General features: G+C 29.9%; 20 protein-coding genes. All 20 read right to left on the bottom strand.

Features of this window, described 5'->3' with window-relative positions; translation table 11 throughout:
* Positions 1-7: 7 nt before the first annotated feature.
* Positions 8-1099 (bottom strand): histidinol-phosphate transaminase, encoded by a 1092-nt coding sequence (gene hisC / locus CLCT_RS06585; RefSeq protein ID WP_149062651.1) that lies wholly within the window; start codon positions 1097-1099, stop codon positions 8-10.
* A complete protein-coding gene (locus CLCT_RS06590) occupies positions 1089-2162 on the bottom strand; it encodes a chorismate mutase / prephenate dehydratase (RefSeq protein WP_039668829.1) in 1074 nt (357 codons plus the stop codon). The genes hisC and CLCT_RS06590 overlap by 11 nt, the downstream gene beginning before the upstream one ends.
* Positions 2159-2920 carry an HAD-IIA family hydrolase gene (locus tag CLCT_RS06595; RefSeq protein WP_149062652.1) on the bottom strand — a complete coding sequence of 254 codons (762 nt, stop codon included), beginning with the start codon at positions 2918-2920 and terminating at the stop codon, positions 2159-2161. The genes CLCT_RS06590 and CLCT_RS06595 overlap by 4 nt, the downstream gene beginning before the upstream one ends.
* A 1-nt stretch (position 2921) precedes the next feature.
* Positions 2922-4127 (bottom strand): diaminopimelate decarboxylase, encoded by a 1206-nt coding sequence (gene lysA, locus CLCT_RS06600; RefSeq protein ID WP_149062653.1) that lies wholly within the window; start codon positions 4125-4127, stop codon positions 2922-2924.
* A 17-nt stretch (positions 4128-4144) separates the two neighbouring features.
* Positions 4145-5206 (bottom strand): LptF/LptG family permease, encoded by a 1062-nt coding sequence (locus tag CLCT_RS06605; RefSeq protein WP_149062654.1) that lies wholly within the window; start codon positions 5204-5206, stop codon positions 4145-4147.
* 3 nt (positions 5207-5209) lie between these two features.
* Positions 5210-5749: an aminoacyl-tRNA hydrolase gene (gene pth, locus CLCT_RS06610; RefSeq protein WP_039668833.1), complete on the bottom strand. Its 540-nt coding sequence runs from the start codon at positions 5747-5749 to the stop codon at positions 5210-5212.
* Position 5750: 1 nt separating this feature from the next.
* Positions 5751-6287 (bottom strand): 50S ribosomal protein L25/general stress protein Ctc, encoded by a 537-nt coding sequence (locus CLCT_RS06615; protein ID WP_149062655.1) that lies wholly within the window; start codon positions 6285-6287, stop codon positions 5751-5753.
* A 46-nt stretch (positions 6288-6333) separates the two neighbouring features.
* Positions 6334-7305, bottom strand: a complete 972-nt coding sequence (locus CLCT_RS06620; protein WP_149062656.1) for a transaldolase — start codon at positions 7303-7305, stop codon at positions 6334-6336.
* Positions 7302-7928, bottom strand: a complete 627-nt coding sequence (gene serB, locus CLCT_RS06625) for a phosphoserine phosphatase SerB (protein WP_039668836.1) — start codon at positions 7926-7928, stop codon at positions 7302-7304. Before serB ends, CLCT_RS06620 begins: the two co-directional genes overlap by 4 nt.
* The gene (locus CLCT_RS06630; protein WP_039668837.1) at positions 7928-8446 is read right to left on the bottom strand and encodes a chemotaxis protein CheW; all 519 of its coding nucleotides are present in this window, start codon (positions 8444-8446) and stop codon (positions 7928-7930) included. Before CLCT_RS06630 ends, serB begins: the two co-directional genes overlap by 1 nt.
* A gap of 4 nt (positions 8447-8450) precedes the next feature.
* Entirely contained in the window at positions 8451-10757 is a 2307-nt protein-coding gene (locus tag CLCT_RS06635) for a hybrid sensor histidine kinase/response regulator (protein WP_149062657.1), read from the bottom strand.
* 2 nt (positions 10758-10759) lie between these two features.
* A complete protein-coding gene (locus CLCT_RS06640; RefSeq protein ID WP_039668839.1) occupies positions 10760-11713 on the bottom strand; it encodes a chemotaxis protein in 954 nt (317 codons plus the stop codon).
* On the bottom strand, positions 11713-12441 hold the full coding sequence (locus CLCT_RS06645) for a UDP-2,3-diacylglucosamine diphosphatase (RefSeq protein ID WP_149062658.1): 729 nt from the start codon (positions 12439-12441) through the stop codon (positions 11713-11715). Before CLCT_RS06645 ends, CLCT_RS06640 begins: the two co-directional genes overlap by 1 nt.
* A 3-nt stretch (positions 12442-12444) precedes the next feature.
* Complete coding sequence (greA, locus tag CLCT_RS06650) at positions 12445-12930, bottom strand: transcription elongation factor GreA (protein ID WP_039619215.1); 486 nt, start codon at positions 12928-12930, stop codon at positions 12445-12447.
* A gap of 9 nt (positions 12931-12939) precedes the next feature.
* Positions 12940-14037 (bottom strand): lipid-A-disaccharide synthase, encoded by a 1098-nt coding sequence (gene lpxB / locus CLCT_RS06655; protein WP_149062659.1) that lies wholly within the window; start codon positions 14035-14037, stop codon positions 12940-12942.
* A gap of 8 nt (positions 14038-14045) precedes the next feature.
* Positions 14046-14615, bottom strand: a complete 570-nt coding sequence (locus CLCT_RS06660; protein WP_149062660.1) for a hypothetical protein — start codon at positions 14613-14615, stop codon at positions 14046-14048.
* 1 nt (position 14616) lies between these two features.
* Positions 14617-16002, bottom strand: coding sequence for an AAA family ATPase (locus CLCT_RS06665; protein WP_149062661.1), 1386 nt, complete (start codon positions 16000-16002; stop codon positions 14617-14619).
* Between the two features lie 125 nt (positions 16003-16127).
* On the bottom strand, positions 16128-16700 hold the full coding sequence (locus CLCT_RS06670; protein ID WP_149062790.1) for an RICIN domain-containing protein: 573 nt from the start codon (positions 16698-16700) through the stop codon (positions 16128-16130).
* A gap of 9 nt (positions 16701-16709) precedes the next feature.
* Positions 16710-17513, bottom strand: a complete 804-nt coding sequence (locus CLCT_RS06675) for a cytolethal distending toxin subunit B family protein (RefSeq protein WP_149062662.1) — start codon at positions 17511-17513, stop codon at positions 16710-16712.
* An 11-nt stretch (positions 17514-17524) separates the two neighbouring features.
* The gene (locus CLCT_RS06680) at positions 17525-18325 is read right to left on the bottom strand and encodes an RICIN domain-containing protein (protein ID WP_149062663.1); all 801 of its coding nucleotides are present in this window, start codon (positions 18323-18325) and stop codon (positions 17525-17527) included.
* Positions 18326-18338 lie beyond the last annotated feature (13 nt).

The following is an 18338-nucleotide window of genomic DNA, read 5'->3' on the forward strand; positions in this document are numbered from 1 at the left end:
CTACAAACTAAAAATTTTTAGAAAACTCTTCAAAAAACCTTGAATTTTCATACTCTGTACCTATACTTATACGCACAGCATTTAAACCATAACTTTGTAAATTTCTTATTATTATACCGTTTTTAAGCAGTTTTTCAGATAAATCTGTGCTATTTTTTTCATCAAAAAAATAGGTAATAAAATTTGTATAGCTTGGAATGTATCGAATTTGATAATTTTTAGCAAAATCTTCATAAAGTTTCATTTGCGAAAAATTATTTTCCAAAGTTTTTTGCACAAACTCATCATCATCTAACGCAGCAACAGCAGCTTTTAAACTCAAATTAGTCACATTAAAAGGTGCTCTTAATTTATAAAATGCATTGATAATTTCCTTGCAAGCTATACCATAACCCACTCTCATACCACCCAAACCATAAAGCTTAGAAAAGGTTCCTAGATATACTGCATTTTGAAATTTATGGATTAATTCCTTAGGATTGATATGTTTTTTGCTATCTTTAAATGAAGCAAATTCATTATAAGCTCCATCAATGGCTACCAAACAATCCTCATCAATTTTTTCTAAAAACTCAAAAACTAAACTTGCGTCCAAACACTCACCTAAAGGATTATTGGGTAAGCATAAAAAAATTACTTTGATTTCATTTTTATGCTTTTGATATAACTCATACAACTCATTTAAATCATGGGTTAAGCTTGGGGTTTTATAAACCTTAACTCCTAGTTGTTTTGCATAAATTTCATACATAGCAAAGCTAACCCCACATTGCAAATAAGCCTTAGAATGATCAAGTTTTGCATGTACTATATATTCTATAATTTGATCACTCCCACTACCTATGATGAGATTTTCTTTTAAAATATCATATTTTTGCGCTAGAGCTTGTTTTAATTCACTCATAGTATCATCAGGATACAAATGAGCTAAATGTGCATTATTTATAATAGCTTCTTTAGCTTTTTTACTTGTGCCATAAGGATTTTCATTACTCGCTAGTTTAATAACTTCTTTTAAACCATATTCTTTAGCAATTAAATCCATATCCTTGCCACTTTCATAAGTTTTAATAGCTTCTAAAAAAGGATTAAATTTCATTACTTTCTCCTGATAAATATGATCCAAGCCATTTTATATGATCAGCTTTTTTTAATACTCTTTGGACATTTTCATCATCAATATGTCCTTCAAAATCTATATAAAAACTATGCACAAATTCTCTTGTTTTTATAGGGCGTGATTCGAGTTTTGTTAAATTTATCCCCTCTTTCTTAAACTCATATAATAAATCACTAAGTCCACCTGGTTTATGTGCAGCAAGCGCCAAGATGGAAGTTTTACAATGGGGCATTTGAGGTATTTTTATATCACTTAAAATCAAAAACCTAGTACGATTTGCCAAATTATCCTCAATCGTTTCAAATAATATAGGTACATTATAAAGTTTTGCTGCAATCTTAGAGCAAATTGCAGCTGAAGTAACATCTTGCGAAGCTAAGTAAGCTGCATGAGCTGTGGATTTACTTGCTACAAATTCAACTTCACTTAAATCATGACTTTCTAAAAAATTTCTACATTGATTATAACCTTGTGGATGAGAATATATACGTTTAATATCTTTTAAATTTTCACTCATACTTACAAAAGAATGATGAATATCCATATAAATTTCAGCAAAAATCTTTACATCTTCGTATTTTCCAAGACAATCAAGCGTCACACCCACTGCACCTGCTGTATTATTTTCTATAGGCACTACTCCATATTTTGCCTCTTTATGAGCTAATTCTTTAAAAACATCTTCTATATTTGCAAGTGGGGTATAACGACTCATAGCACCAAAACGCGTTCTTGCTACTTGATGAGTATAGCTTCCCTCAGGACCTAAATAAGCTATGCTTTGGGGCATTTCTAAATTTCTTGATACGGCAAAGATTTCTTGATAAATTGCTTCGATTGCATTTTGATCTAATAAGCCATGATTATAATTTTTAAGTCTATTTATAATAGCTCTTTCACGCTCAGGTCTATAAATACTTCCACCTAAATTTTGCTTAATAACTCCTATATCTTTAACATGAAGCATTCTTTCATTAAGCAAAGCCAAAATTTTATCATCGATAGTATCGATTTTATTGCGTAATTTTTCTATCTCTTTCATTTAAACCTCGATATATAGTAATCCTTAATACTATCATATACAAAATTAAGTTTAGTTGTATCAAGACCTTGAGTGTTAGAAATTTTACCGCTTAAAACTAAGGCTGTTTGCATGCCAAGCTCACAAGCACCAAGCAAATCACCTTTAAAATCATCACTAATAATCAAAGTCTTTTCAAAACTTACATTGCAATCTTGCTGTTTTAATAAATTTAAAGCACTTTCATAAAAAGCCTTACTAGGTTTTCCTATGACTTTATAATCAAACTCGCATGCATTTTTAAGCATAGACATGATACTTCCAACACCTGGATAAAGCCTTGAGCTTTTCTTGTAAATACTACTTTCATGCATTGCTATAGCTTGCACACCATTTTTAAGATACTCTATCATACTAGCAAAATCTTGAAATTTAAAATCATCATAACTTGCTAGTAAAAATGCTTTTGGATCTTTATAATCAAGCTCATAACCTAACTCTTGAAGTGAATCTAAAAATTCTTTTGCTCCAAAAGCTGCTATTTTACAAGGTTTTAAATGATTTTTTAAAACACAAAAAGGATCAATATAAACTTTTTCATTAATTTCAAAACCCAAATTTTGCAAATAATTTAGAAAATCTAATCTTTTGGTGTTATTAGTGATAATCACATAAGGAATTTTTTCTTTATTTAAAGATTTAATGAGTTCTAAAGCACCATTTATAGGACTTTTATCATAATCTGAAATCAAAGTCCCTTGCACATCTAAAAATAACATTTCAATCCTTTAAAAAATCAAGCTCTAAAGCAATTTGATCCTCATAACTTTCTCTTTTTCTAATCATTCTTACTGTACCATTTTCACAAGCTAGCTCACATACTCTATTGCGAGTATTATAATTACTACTCATACTAAAACCATACGCACCTGTGCTTTTAACTATGATCAAGTCTCCTGCTTTTGTTTTAGCTAATTTTCTATCTTTAGCTAAAAAATCTCCACTCTCACAAACCCCACCAACAATATCACAAAGACTCTCTTCTTTATTTTCGCTCAAAAGCTTGATTTCATGATAAGCACTATATAAACTTGGACGTAATAAATCATTCATCGCCCCATCAACAATCACAAAACGCTTTTTATCATTAAATTTTTCATATAAAACTTTAGTAACAAACTCACCTGCATTTGCCACTAAAAATCTACCAGGCTCCATACCTATACACACATCAAGACCTTGTAAACTTGCTAAAATTCCTTGAGCATAATCGTATAAATTTGGTTCTTGCTCATCTTTATAACAAACCCCTAAGCCACCACCTATATCAAAGAATTTAATATTAATTTTTAAAGCCAAAAGTTCTTTTACTAATTTTGCAACAATCGTAGAAGCTTCATGAATACTACTTACATCAAGAATTTGCGAGCCTATGTGAAAATGCACACCAACTGGCTCTAAAAATTGTGAGTTTTTAGCATAAAGATACATTTTTTTGGCACTTTCTATATCTACACCAAATTTATTTTCATGCAGACCTGTGGAAATATAAGGGTGTGTTTTAGCATCTACATTTGGATTTACTCTTATGCTTATACGAGCTATCTTTTGACTTTCTTTAGCAATTTGTTCCAAAAGAAGCATTTCTTCATAGCTTTCTAAATTTACATAAAGTATGTTTTGCTCTAAAGCATATTTTAACTCATCAGCACTTTTACCTACCCCGCTAAAAATAATTTTATAATTTTTAGCCCCTGCTTTTAAAGCTCTATAAATCTCACCTGCACTAACACAATCAAACCCGCTATCTAAAGAAACTAAAAGTTTTAAAACACTTAAATTAGAATTTGCTTTAACTGCATAAAAAATTTGTGATTTTCTTGCTTTAAAAGCATCTTTTAACATTGTAAAACGCTCTTTAATTTTATCAAAATCATAAATATAAAATGGTGTGCTGTATTCTTTTGCTAGTTTTAAATAATCCATAAAAACCTCACTTGTAGTTATTTGTGTTTAAAATAATAAAAACTTCCTATACTCATTAAAATAAATACTGGTAGCATTATACCAAGCTCTGGAAGTAAAATTTCATTTTCACTCAATCTTGTTAATAAAAACAACAAACCCCAAACCAAAAGTATGCACACAAAAAATACAAAAGCTAAAAGCGCGAGATTAAAAAATCTTGCAGTTAAAGGAAAATAATAATACACAATAAGCATCAAAAATGGTGCAAAAAATGGTGTAAGAACTAAAGAGTATAAACTTGTTCTAAGTGTATTAGTAGAAATATTTTGTTTTGCAAAAATCACCATACTTTCTAGTGCGTCTAAAATAGAATAAGAAGGATTACTCTCTACCAAAGAAATTCTTTCTAAAATTTTTGGAGAAAAGTCTTCTAAACCTTTAATATTTTTAAATTCTTCTATACTTAAACCCTCTTTTGAAACAATCAAATTTTGTGGTACATTAGTAGATTTAGCATCATTTAAATCCCAAGAATCTCCATTAAATTTAGCAGTTTTTGCATGGATTATACTTTGAATGTCTAAATTTTTTACATCAAAGATCTTTACATTATATAGGGTTTGAGAATTTGTTTTTTGTATATAAATAAATTTATCATTATATTTAATCAAAACTTCCCCGCCCTCTCTATCCATAACGCCACGCTTAAGGATATTACTTTTATATTCATCTGCATAAGCAAAAGAGCTAAAATTAAGTCCTACATAAACACAACAAAAAAACATAGCCCATAAAAAAGGATAAAAAATCACTTGATTTTTACTTAAACCCAAAGCATATAAGCTAACAAATTCATTCGAGCGTATCATATTAAAAATACATAAAACCAAAGCAAGGACTATAGCTAAAGGTAGTATATAAGAAGCTGCTGAGCATGTTAAGAAAAATATATACAAAAGCTCTAAATTTGCACTTTTTGGCAGTCTATTGAAATTGAGCAAAAAATCAATCGCTACAAAGAAAAAAGTCAAAGAAAAAAATAAAATAAAAAATGATTTTAAATACAAAGATGAAATATAGCGAAAAAATATACTCATCGTTTAACTTTTTAAAGAATATTTTGAAGCGATTTTTTCTATATCAGAATTTAAAAGCTCAAGTAAGGCTTTTTTGCTATGTTCTAAAACCTTAATTAAGCTTTCTTGCTCTTCTTGTTTAAATTTCCCCAAAACATGAGAAATTACATCTTGTCCTTTTCCTACTCCTATGCGTACTCTCTCATAAGCATTACCACAAAGATTATCTATACTTTTAAGTCCATTATGCCCACCACTTGATCCACCTATTTTAAATTTCAAAGCACCTAAATTTAAATCTATATCATCATGGATTACAATAATTCTATCACATTTATAGTATTCGCTAACAGCTTTTACGCTTTCTCCGGATAAATTCATATAAGTGGAAGGTTTTAAAAAAAGAGTAGAAGAGCTTTTAAAAAGCTCTCCTTTAAATTTAGCATTTGAAAGCATTGTTGTTTGTAAGTCTTTCAAAATTAAGTCAATTAGCATAAACCCTACATTATGACGGGTTTGGGCGTATTGTTCTCCTATATTACCAAGTCCTACGACTAAGGTCATTTTATCTTGCTTTTTCTACGCCAACTACAGCCACTCTATCAGCGTCAACCATAGTTACACCCTCAGGCACAACTACATCGCGGATTAAAAGTGCATCACCAACATCAAGTTTAGTTACATCTAATTCAAAATAATTTGGTAAGTTTTCAGCTGTACATTTTACTTTCAATCTTCTTTTTGATTGGATTAAAACACCTTTATTTTTAAGACCCATAGCTGTTCCTACGATTTTTACAGGAACCATATATTTAGAAATAACACCTTTTTGTGCTACTTTTAAATCTACGTGTTTTAATTCTGCAGTTACAGGATCTTTTTGATAATCAACTACCACAACATTTAATACTTTATCTGCTACTTTTACATCAAAAGCCAAAGTAGTTTTTTTGCGTACTTCTTTAATAAATTCATTTACTTTAAAAGCAGCATTGATGTTTTCTAATCCTTTTCCGTAGATGTTTGCGATTAGATAACCATCTCTTTTTAAAGCTTTAGCAGCTTTTCTACCGATACTCTCTCTAACGATACCTTCTAACATCTGTTTCCTTTCTAAAAAAATAAACGCTAATTATAGCTAAATAAGTTTATAAAGATTTTAAAATATCTTCATAAGCTATGCAAAATTGTTCTAAACCATCATCAAGTAAATCCTTGCAAGCTTTACTTAAAGCATCTTTTGAAATATTTGCATTCAATTTTTTCTCTATACACTCATCTTTTAAAGGCTCTTTAAATACGATTTGCTTACCTTTAAAAGCCCTAATAGCATCTAGCGGTGCAGTATTAATAGCTTTATCATAAAGTAATTCTTTAATATAATAATCTTTTTCTAAATCATCACCTTTAACACCTGTACTTGCAAATAAAGCTCTAATATTTGCTTCATTTTGTTTAATGATATAATTATAAGCCTTAGTTGCAGTGAGAATTCCTATATAATTTTTATCTAAAACTTGATTATTTAACAATCTATCAAAACGACTCACAAAAATACTAATAACAGCTTGAGGCTCTTTTTTGGCTACAATATTATTTTTTCTAAATTCTTTTAAACCTAAATTTAAAGCTTCAAAGCATTGTTTAGTTTGCTCAAAATCAAAAATCAAAGTAGCATTTACACTAATGCCATTTTTCATCAATTCTCGCATTACCTCATAAGAAGCTTCTGTAGCAGGAATTTTCATCATAACATTTTCTTTTGCAATTTGCGTGTATAATCTTTTTGCCTCAGCCAAAGATAAACTAGTATTATCTTTTAATCTTGGATCAATTTCAATACTAATAAAACCATCATTATTTTCATAATAATTAATAGCTAATTTATCTGCGGCTTTAGCTATATCTTCTACCGCAAGATACTCATATAAGGCTTTTTTATCTTTAAGATTTGATTTTTCGATTTTTTCTTTATAAATAGCTGAGTTTAAAATCGCATTTTTAAAAATAGCAGGATTTGAAGTAGCGCCATTGATTGTTTTTGAGTATATTAAATCTAAAAATTCATGATCTAAAAATTCATTTTCTATAAAATCACACCATAGTGAAAATTTTTTCATTGTATTACCTTTATTATTTCTTTTAAATCTTTTTTATCTACACAAATATCTGCATGAGATCTTAAAATTTCTTTGGCACAAAAAGCTATTTTTAATCCACATTCTTTAAACATAGAAATATCATTAGCTCCATCGCCCACACACATAATTTCTTCTGTTTTTAAATTTAAAAATTTCTTAAGTCTTTGCAGTATAATACCTTTTGAGTTGTTAAACATAATTTCTCCACCAACTTTTCCTGTTAAAACACCGTTTTTACTATGTAAAAAGTTAGCAAAACCAAAATCAAAATGAAGTTTATTTTGTATTAAATCAATTCCTTCATGAAATCCACCACTAAAAACAATAATTTTTGTATTTTTATTTTTTAAATACTCGCACAATTCTTTAGCGCCATTCATCAAAGGTAAATTTTCACAGCACCTTCTTACTTGATCAACTGGCATTCCCTCAAGTAAGGCTACTCTAGCACTTAAGCTTTCAAAAAAATCAAGCTCACCATTCATTGCTTTCTCAGTGATGCTTTTAACAGCATCACCGACATTATACTCTTGTGCTAAAATATCGATGGTTTCCCCATCCATAAGCGTAGAGTCAAAGTCAAAGGCGCAAAGCTTTATCATTAAAACTCACGCTTTAACAAAGCTTCAGCTTTTAATATAGTTAAAATATTTTCTTCTCTTTTACCTATACCAAAAATCATACCTTTTTCTTTTAGTAAAGTTTCAGGTGGCGGATCAATTCTGCTTCTGTGAATTTTGATAGCCTCTGTTAATCTATCTATCACAAAACCCGCATTACCTGCAGGAGTTTGATTTCCATTTGCTACACCTTTTAAAACAATGTATCTAGTTTGAGGTGTCATTTTAGAACTACCTTGATTAAATCTTTTTGCAAGATCTATCAAAGGCATAACATTACCCCTCATATTAAACACACCTAAAACATAATCAGGTACACTTGGAACCCTAGTATATTCTATAGGTTTAATAATTTCTTGAATATTAAGAATAGGAATAGCATATTCCTCATCTCCTACCACAAAACCAACAAGCTGAATAATATCCTCTTCTTTATCCACATCTGGTTCTGCAATTTGCGCTTGTTGTTTTTGCAAAACCTGGCTTAATTTATCATTCATCTTCTTATCCTAGTTTTAAATTTTTTCTAACTACATTTTCTAAGTACTCTGGAGAGTAAGGCTTAGTAATATACTCAGTCATTCCTACTTCCACACCTCTTAGACGATCTGATTTACTAGTTCTTGAAGTTACCGCAACAAGTGGAAGGTTTTTGTATTTAGAATATTTTCTAATTTCACCTGCTAAGGTATAACCATCCATTCTTGGCATTTCAATATCAATCAACACTGCATCAATATCATGCTCACCTGATTTAATTGTATTTAATGCCTCAACACCATTAGTTGCTTCTATAATACTCACACCTAGTGGTTCTAATGATTTTTGCATGATATTTCTATCCATCTTAGAATCATCCACTATAAGTACCGTATAATCGCTTGGTTTTTCTTTTACAACTTTTTTAGCTTGTGCTTCAATTTGTGCTTTAATATCTACTTTGATCTCTTTAGCTATATCCATCATAGCAGCAACATCAATAATCAAAGTAACTCTACCATCACCACGAATCGTTGCTCCTGCTATACCTTGGATGTTTTGTAAATATTCACCCATAGACTTAATAACGATTTCTTCTTGACCTACTAAAGTATCTACTATAATACCAAGCTTACTTTCTGCTACACCTATAACAACTACATAAGTTTGATCAGTATTTTCAAGCACTTGTTTTACGCCAAATACATCTGAAAGTCTTACTAAAGATAAAACCTCATCTCTTAAGCGAAGTACGTTTTTACCTTCAATGGTATAAATATCATCAATTGGCACTCTAACTGTCTCAAGAACACTTGCAAGAGGAATAGCATAAAACTCTTCTTGTGTACCTACAAGCAATGATTGAATAATTGCTAAAGTAAGTGGGATTTTAAGCTTCATCACAGTGCCTTTACCAAGTTCACTGTCAATCTCAATCACACCATTTAGTTTTTCAATATTAGTTTTAACAACGTCCATTCCAACGCCACGACCTGAAACGTTAGTAATCTTAGCAGCAGTTGAAAAACCTGGTTTAAAAATCAATGCAAACGCTTCTTTATCACTCATTTGATCAGCTTCGCGCTCTGTGATTAAGTTTTTCTCTATAGCTTTTGATTTTAAAGCATCCGCATCAAGCCCTTTACCATCATCAGCAATCTCCACTACAATATGGTTTCCTTCATTGTATGCTTTAAGATTAACGGTTCCTTTTTCTGGTTTACCATTAGCCACACGTGTTGCTGGATCTTCTATACCATGATCACACGAGTTTCTAATCATATGCATAATAGGATCGCCAATTTCTTCTACAATAGACTTATCAAGTTCAGTTTCTTCCCCTGAAATTTCAAGCTCCATTTGCTTACCAAGTTCACGACCCAAATCACGTACAACTCTTGGGAATTTATTGAAAACTTTTGCAATAGGTTGCATTCTTGTTTTCATAACTGCTAACTGAATATCTGTAGTAACAATGCTAAGTTGCGATACTACTTGGTTTAATTCTTCTAAAAATTTCTCCCCATCATATCTTTCTTCAACATCATCATAAATTTTTAATAAGCGGTTTTTACCAAGAACAAGCTCACCGATTAAATTCATCAAATGATCAAGTCTTTTTACTTCAACCCTAATGGTTTGATCCATATTTGCACCACTACTTCCACCACCTGCTGCAGGAACTTTTTTCTCGGCAGTTGTATTTTGTGCTTGAGCAGCTGGTTTGCTTGGAGCTAGATTAGCTTCTTGTGTTTTTTTCTTTTCAGCACGTCTTGCTTGATCTTCAGCTTTTCTTACTTTTAAAAGTCTTTCAATTTCAGCCTCAACCTCATCATCACTAAGTTTATTTACATCAACTTCAGGTTCTTCAGCCTTTGGCTCTTCTTTTATTTCTTCTTTTGACTCTTCAGTTTTAGCCGGTGCAACAGACTCTAAACTTTCACCCTCTGAAATAGCTGTTAATCTTGTACAAATTGGAGCTATATCAAGTCCTATTGCTGTATCATTTCCATTATCTCTAATAGAATTTAATAAGGTTTTCATCATATCAATAGACTCTAAAACCACATCCATTACTTCAGGAGTAATTTTAAGCTCATTATGTCTTGCTTTATTTAAAACATCTTCCATATGATGAGTAAGTTTTGTTAAAACATCAAAATTTAAAAAGCTTGATGAACCTTTAACAGTATGTGCAACACGGAAAATTCTATTTAATAGTTCTAAGTCTTCAGGATTTGCTTCTAATTCAACCAAATCATGATCAATTTGCTCAACTAGTTCAAAGGCTTCAACTAAAAAATCCTCAAGTATTTCTTGAATATCTTCCATTTTTACTCCTCACCTTTTTCATGTTTTTTAATAACACGAGAAATTTCAGCAAAGAAATCACTTGCGTTAAATTTAACTAAATATCCCTCTCCACCTGCTTCTTTAACACCTTTATCACTCATAAACTCATTTGACAAAGAAGAGTTAAACACGATAGGAATATTTTTAAATCTCTCATCTCCTCTTACTTTAGCTGCAAAGTGGAAACCATCCATTTGAGGCATTTCAACATCACTTACGATAATTTTTAGATGCTTATTTAAATCATCACCGTATGCACCATATAATTCTTGGAGTTTTTGTAAACCTTCAACCCCATCTTTAGCTTCTACAACTTTTAAGCCGATTTTATTAAGCAAATCTTTAACAAGTTTTCTTGCAGTCGAACTATCATCAAGCGCTAAAGCTATGCCTTCAATTTTTTGAATCTTATCATCTTCTATATCAGTTTGCGGGGTATAAATTCCAAGCTCTTGAACTATACTTTCTAAATCCAAAATAAGTAAAACTTCATCGCCTTCAATTTTGGTTACACCTGTTATTTTACTTTTATCTAAACTACCTGCACTTGTAGCAAAATTAGCTGGTTCAATATTTTTCCAATTAATTCTACGAATTCTTTTAGCTTCATGTACAATAAAACCGATTAATACATTACTAAATTCAGTAATGATAACTCTAGGTTTTATATTTGTCATTTCTGGCTCTTGAATTTGCATCCATTTAGCTAGATTAATTACAGGAATCACTACACCACGAAGGTCAAAAATACCTTCAACATACTCAGGTACCCCTGGAATTTCAGTCAAAAAAGGAATTTTTATAATTTCTCTAACCTTAGATACATTTACACCATAAATTCCTTCATAGACTTTATCTTGGCCCTGCTTAAAGATGCGAAAATCAACAAGTTCCATTTCATTTGAACCTGTTTTAACGACATTCTCATCAAACATTATGCCTCCTTAAGTTCTATTTTATGAAATCTGATTTCTGGCTCATATTTTACTATAAAAAAACTTTCCTTATATGCAAAAGTAGGCAAATTTAAATATTTTATACTTTCAAATTCCAAAAATACGTCTTGATGATAATGACCTTCTATTATAAATTTTACATCATAATGCTTTAGGCGCTCTTTCACCATAGAAGAAAAATGAGGAATTTTCATAATAAGCTGTTTTTTATGTTGATTTTTCAGAATTTTTCGAGTAATTTTTTCTTTACTAATAACATTTAAAAAATTTAAAAAAATTAGCAAATAATGACTTCTTAAACTTTTCAAGAAAAATTGTAAAAAAGGTTTTAAAAAAATATCCCCATGAGCTAATTTTACTAAGGTTTTATCTTGAAATTCGCAAAGTAAGGGTTGTTGTTTTATATTAACAACTTTTACTTTTTTAAAAAATTTAGCCAAATTAAAATCATGGTTACCTTCTAAATAAATGATTTCAATCTCACCAGCAAGCTCTTCAAGTAAGTCTATATAAGCTTTTGCAAAATCATGAGTTGCTTTTACCTCATAAATTAAAAGATCAAAAATATCACCCATTAAAAAAAGTTGTGGAGTTTGGAGTTTTTTATTTTTTAAGGCTTGTAAAAAATCCCAAAAACCATGTCTATTTTCATTTTCATGTGCATCAGCAATGAAAATAGCATTTTCTTTTATAATTATTTTTTGCAAAAATTAAAATTCCAAAGCTTTGTATTCTATAGAAATGATTTCAAATTCACTTTCGCCTTTTGGCAAACGCACTTTAAAATCATCGCCTTCTTTTTTACCAAGCATTGCTTTAGCAATAGGTGAACTAATGGAAATATAACCTTTTTCTAAATTTCCCTCGTTTACCCCTACCAAAGTATAAGTGCTTTGTTTCTCACTTTCTAAATCTTCTACCACAACAGTTGAGCCAAATTTCACGCTATCATGCTCATAAGAAGATGGATCGATGATTTGCGCTCTTGAGATCAAATCCCCAAGTTCAGCTATCTTTCCTTCTATAAAAGCTTGCTTTTCTCTAGCTGCGTGATATTCTGCATTTTCTTTTAAATCTCCATGACTTCTTGCTATGTCTATTTCTTCTACTACTTTTGGGCGTTCAACCTTTTTTAAATGTTCTAATTCTTTTTCTAATTTCTCATAGCCGTATTTACTCATAGGTTCTTTTTGCATGATTTATCCTTATTTGATTTCATAAAGTATTTTAGCTAAATTTTTTGCACTTGCAAATTGCAAGTATTCTTTTAAAAAATCTACTTTATCAAAAAACGCCTTATAATCGTATTTAAAATAAGCTTGATATAAATTTTCCACATTTACTTGCTCTTGTAAAAATTCAGGATTAAGCTCGCTTTTTCCTGCAAAATCTAAAAAAATATTTGCAAGGCCTATGTGTTTGAGTTTTACAAAACATTTTGCGATAAATACATCAATAGCTTTAGCTTTATAAGCAAGCACAAAAGGCGTGCCGACCAAAGCTGCTTCAAGTGTAGCTGTACCACTACAAATAAAAGCAAAATCAGCATTTTTTAGCACTTTTGGAGTATTGCTTTGAATTTCAAAACCATTTATATCCCCATAAAGATCTAATCTTTTTAGATTAAACTCAGGCACACAAAGGATTTTTTTACTTCCAAATTTAGCACTTAATTCTCTAAAAATAGGCATTAAACGCTTTATTTCACTTTTTCTTGAACCTGGTAAGAAAGCGATGATTTTTTCATCATCTTTTTTTGAAAGTATAAAATTTATATCTTCTTGATTTTTAAATTCTTTTATCTCATCTAAAAGTGGATGACCTACATAAATGCTTTTGCTAAAAAACTCACTATCAAAAGGCAAGATAGAAGCTAGCACATCAAAATGACTTTCTATGATAGGTATGCGACCTTTTTTCCACGCCCAAACTTGAGGTAAGATATAATAAATTCTTTTTATTTTAGAATTTGCTTTTTTTAAAGCTTTTGCAAAAGGTATATTAAAAGCGGGAGAATCTATACATAAAATCGCATCAATTTTTTGAGTAAGACTTAAATTTACTAGCTCTTTTATAGCTCTTTTGGCTTTTAAAATGAGTGGCAAAACCTCTATAAAACCCATAGCACTAAACTCATGTGAGCTATAAAGTGGCTTGGAATTTAGACTAAATTCTTTACACAAACTCTCATCATAAATTCCCATTAAATCAAATTCTTTATACTCATTTTTATAAGCTTTTAAAACTTCTTTTAAATGTAAATTTGCTGAAGGCTCTAACGCGCAAACTAAAAAGGTTTTCATTTAAATTCCTAAATAAAATTATAAGGATTTACATTAAAATGTTTTTCAGATAAACAACAATCTTGTATTGCTATTTCTTTATATTTTCTTTTATTAACTTTTCCGATAGTTTTTTTTAAATTAACGTTATTTATTCTAGGATATAACATAAAATATTTACTTTCATTTAGAGCTTTAGTAAAGCAATCTGTATCTACTTTATGTACAAAGTTATAGCATTTAAAAAGATATTCAAGCCATAATTTAGAATATAATATTTGACATCTTGCTTTTTCTAAGTCAGTATTACTACTTTTTATTTCACAAAAACTAATTTTTACCTTATTATTTTTAGAATAAACTATTATAAAATCACAAGATAAACTAGTTTTATGTAACCAATCTTCTTCATTAGAATAATTTAGTAAAGAATGTTGGCTTTTATGATGATTTTCTTGTCTAATTATTATAAAATCTTCATTATTTTTAGTAAAATTTACACCTAAAATTTTAGTTCTTCCATCATTTTTTTCTTTAATATTTTCACAAAGTAAATTTTGATTTATGCTCTCTTTAAATGTTTTAAGACTATTATCCATTTTAATCTTCCATAAACATACTAGCCATTTTTTCATCTATATTTATAGTTTGTTCGATAACATCATTAAATGTTTCCATATCTATGCCATTTTCATTGCTTATATCTACCTTTTTTAATGTATTTTTTTTATTTTTTGTATCATAAAATGCGATATAAGCATTTACATCTTTTTTTGATAATTTATAACTATCATTATATTCTTTAAAATTTTCTTTTATCTTTTCATTTGTAAAATTATTTAAAATAATACAATTATTTAACTCTCTAACTATATAATCACTATGAGTAGTAATAAAAATTTTAATACCTGCATTTGTCAAAAGAACAAGAAGCCTTGCTAATAAAATTTGATTTTTAGGATGAAGATTAAGTTCTGGTTCATCTATCATCAAAATATCACCTTTTTGAGCAACATGCAAAATATAAAAATACAACATCAGCAAAGATCTAGCGGAACTTGAAGCTACTTCAATATTAAAAAATTTCTTACTACCTTTTGGCTGATATAAAATGCCATAATCTGTAGCTTTATATTTTCCACCTACTACTTTTCCCAATAAATCTAAAATATTTTTATATTTATCTTTATCTTTTTTAAACATACTTTCTAATTTTGATTTTTGTTTTACATCTCTTATAAAATTTATATTGTCTCTTACAGATTTTGGATAAAGTTGATTTTTTTCTTCTATTTTTTTGTGAAATTCAAACAAATCAACATCTTCTTCTTTTAATATTTTTTGCATAGCTTCTAATTTTGCTATTTTAATAAAATCTAATTCTTCTTGAAAAATAGAAGCACCAGTTCTTTCAACGCTTAAAATAAAATTTTTCATAAAAATATAATTCAATAAATTATCAAAAAATATTTCTAAATACTCTTTAAATTCAAGTTTATTTAAATCAGAAAAACCAATACCATCATCATAAACTATATGTTTAGCTTTTGCTCTATTGTTTAAATTTAATTTTTCTAAATACTGCTTTATAGCTTGTTTAACATTTTCTAAAGAAATTTGCATATCTACATCAAATTCTGCATTTGCAAAATCTTCATTTTTACCTGCTAAAACTTTGACAAGTATGCGATGAGAATATAATTTTGTTTTATTTTTTATATGATCTTCTAATTTGTTTTTAATATCTATATAAGTTAATTTTATTTCTTGTGTATCTTTTATGTCATTACTTAAATTTTCATCATAAAGTTTTCTTTTTCTAACAAAAAAATTTTCTCTGACAATTCTCATAAAATCTAAATAACCATACAAGCTATAAGTAGCATAAGTTTTTCCGGTATTGTTTTCACCGCAAATTAGAGTAATATTTCCTACTTCAAATTCTGCCTCATCAAGCATTCCAATATTTTTTAATTTTACTTTCATAATTTTTCCTTCAATATATCTACTGTGTAAGATTTATATTTTGGCTATTAAAATTATCTGCAAAAATTTCAAAGACATTCTAACAAATTTTAACTTAGAGTTTAAACCCGCGAAGCGGGTTTAGTTTAATAAACTGGAGTTGCCTCAACGATAGCAGGAGCAAAGAAAAATAATTCTTTTAACTCTATCGGCACAGAAGGATTTACAGTGCAATCTTCCAAACCAAAACGTTTTTCTATAGGTATATGTGCATCATAAAAAGTACTCATACATTTTACCCCGCCTCGTGTTAAAGAACGAATTTGTACGGCAGCACTCGTAGTAGGCATAACAGAAAAAACCGTTTGTAGTTGTTTATCTTGTAAATCTTGTTTGCAAGATTTTGTTCCAAAAGTTTTTTCATCCAAAACAGCTAAGCACACATCATCACCCCTAGGGTTTATAAACTGCACATAGCCAAAAGGACGCTGTGTAGCATACCTATCTTTTTGTTTTAATTCATCACTAAGTATTATTTCTTTTAAAAACCAATTTTGCTCTTGAAGTTTTTTAGAAGTATCCCTAAAAGGACTTAGCGAAATTCCTGTTTCTAAAGATCTTATAGCAAACATAGGTGTAAAATCTTCTAACTCATCTAAACCAACTTCAGCTTTTAAAAAACCCAAAACAACAAACAATAAAACACAAATTTTTCTCATCATATCCTCCTAAGGTCTTCTAAAATTCACAGGAAAATGATCTGAAGCTAAAAAAGTTCTAAGTCCTGCTACAGCCAAAAGTGCGATGATTGGTGGTGGGTTATATAAAGTGGCCGTGTTAGAATTTCCTGTGATAGCATAATCAATAGTTCTTCCACTAGTTTGAGTATTAGCAGATGGAGGAATTACACGCGTACGCGCTCTTAAATCAGCATCAAGTAATGAAACTAAAGAACCCGACTCTCTATTAAAATCCCCCATAATCATCCAGTTAATATGAGGCATATTTCTAAAAAATCTATCCACAGCAGCCACAATAGCACCGCCATCATTACCTCCTCTTGCTAAGGCATGTATACTAAAAAATGCATCATTACCTATACGAATTCCTATAATAGGCCTTGAAGCTACAGTTGGAGGTGGTAAAACAAAAACCTCATCAGCCCTTACCCTGCTCACAATAGCCATATTTACCCTATTTGCACCCACATCTACTCTTGAATAATATATAAAAACAGAATTAGGACGGCTTGAAGAACCTAAATTCCATTCATACTCATGGATAGGAATTCCTACTCCAACAGGTTGTACTTGTCTTGGCGTCATCACTGCAGTAGCAGGCAAAACCCCTGCTTCTTGCACTGCTAAAATATCAAAAGGATTATCTCCGGTTACTAGTTGTCTTATGCTGATATTCCATTTACTTTCAGTAGAAGCAGATGAACCTTGTAAATTCCAAGTGCCACTATTATAATTTTCTAAAGCACCAAAGAGTAAATTAAAACTTAAAACTAAAAAAACTATTTTTCTCATAATCATTCTCCTTAAAACGCATAAGGCGATCTCGTTTGAAAGGCTGGTGCACCTATATTCCATTGTCTATCTAAATTTTTTTCGCCCGATTTTAAACAATCTGCTAGATAAATATTAAAATAACTCGCACTAAAGTCTTTCATTACATTATTAACAGGTGTTTGAATACATTTTTGATTGGCAAAATTTTGAATTTGATAAGCCCCATTACTCATTGGATATAATCTCCAAAATTGTGCAAAATTACTTTGATCGCAAGGATAATGCACTATACCATTTCCATACGAATTTAAGCAAGTTAAGGTTTTTGCATTTTTTATCATTACAGTGTTATTTGGAAATTCAATAAGCTGCCAAATTCTTGCATCGCCAAAAGATTTACTATTAAATAAACTATAGCCCCATATCCAATTGCCAGGAGCTAAAGCCCATACCGTCAATGCAGCGCCGTTTGGATTCATAATAATTACAAAATCACTCACAATGCCTGAATTTTCATATAAAGCACTAGAAGTAAATTCGTTATTAGAAGTAAGTCTTGGCAAAGGCCCTTTTATAGGATTATTTCCTTTAAAGGTATTTACTTTTATAATTGGTGGTTCAAGCGGTATAGCAGAAAAGCGTTTACCTTCTACCAAGGCTGGCACTTCTTGTTTTACAGGTGGTGTTGGTTTGTTGCCTATTTTTAAAGGATCTATATCATTTACACTACCTAAAGAACGCCCTAAAGGATTGAGTTGTTCTTTAGAAGAACATCCGATAAAAAAAGCCACAAATACACTAAATATCATTATGAATTTAATTTTTTGCATTTTTCCTCCTTAT

This window comes from Campylobacter lari subsp. concheus (assembly GCF_008245025.1).
GTDB lineage: Bacteria > Campylobacterota > Campylobacteria > Campylobacterales > Campylobacteraceae > Campylobacter_D > Campylobacter_D concheus.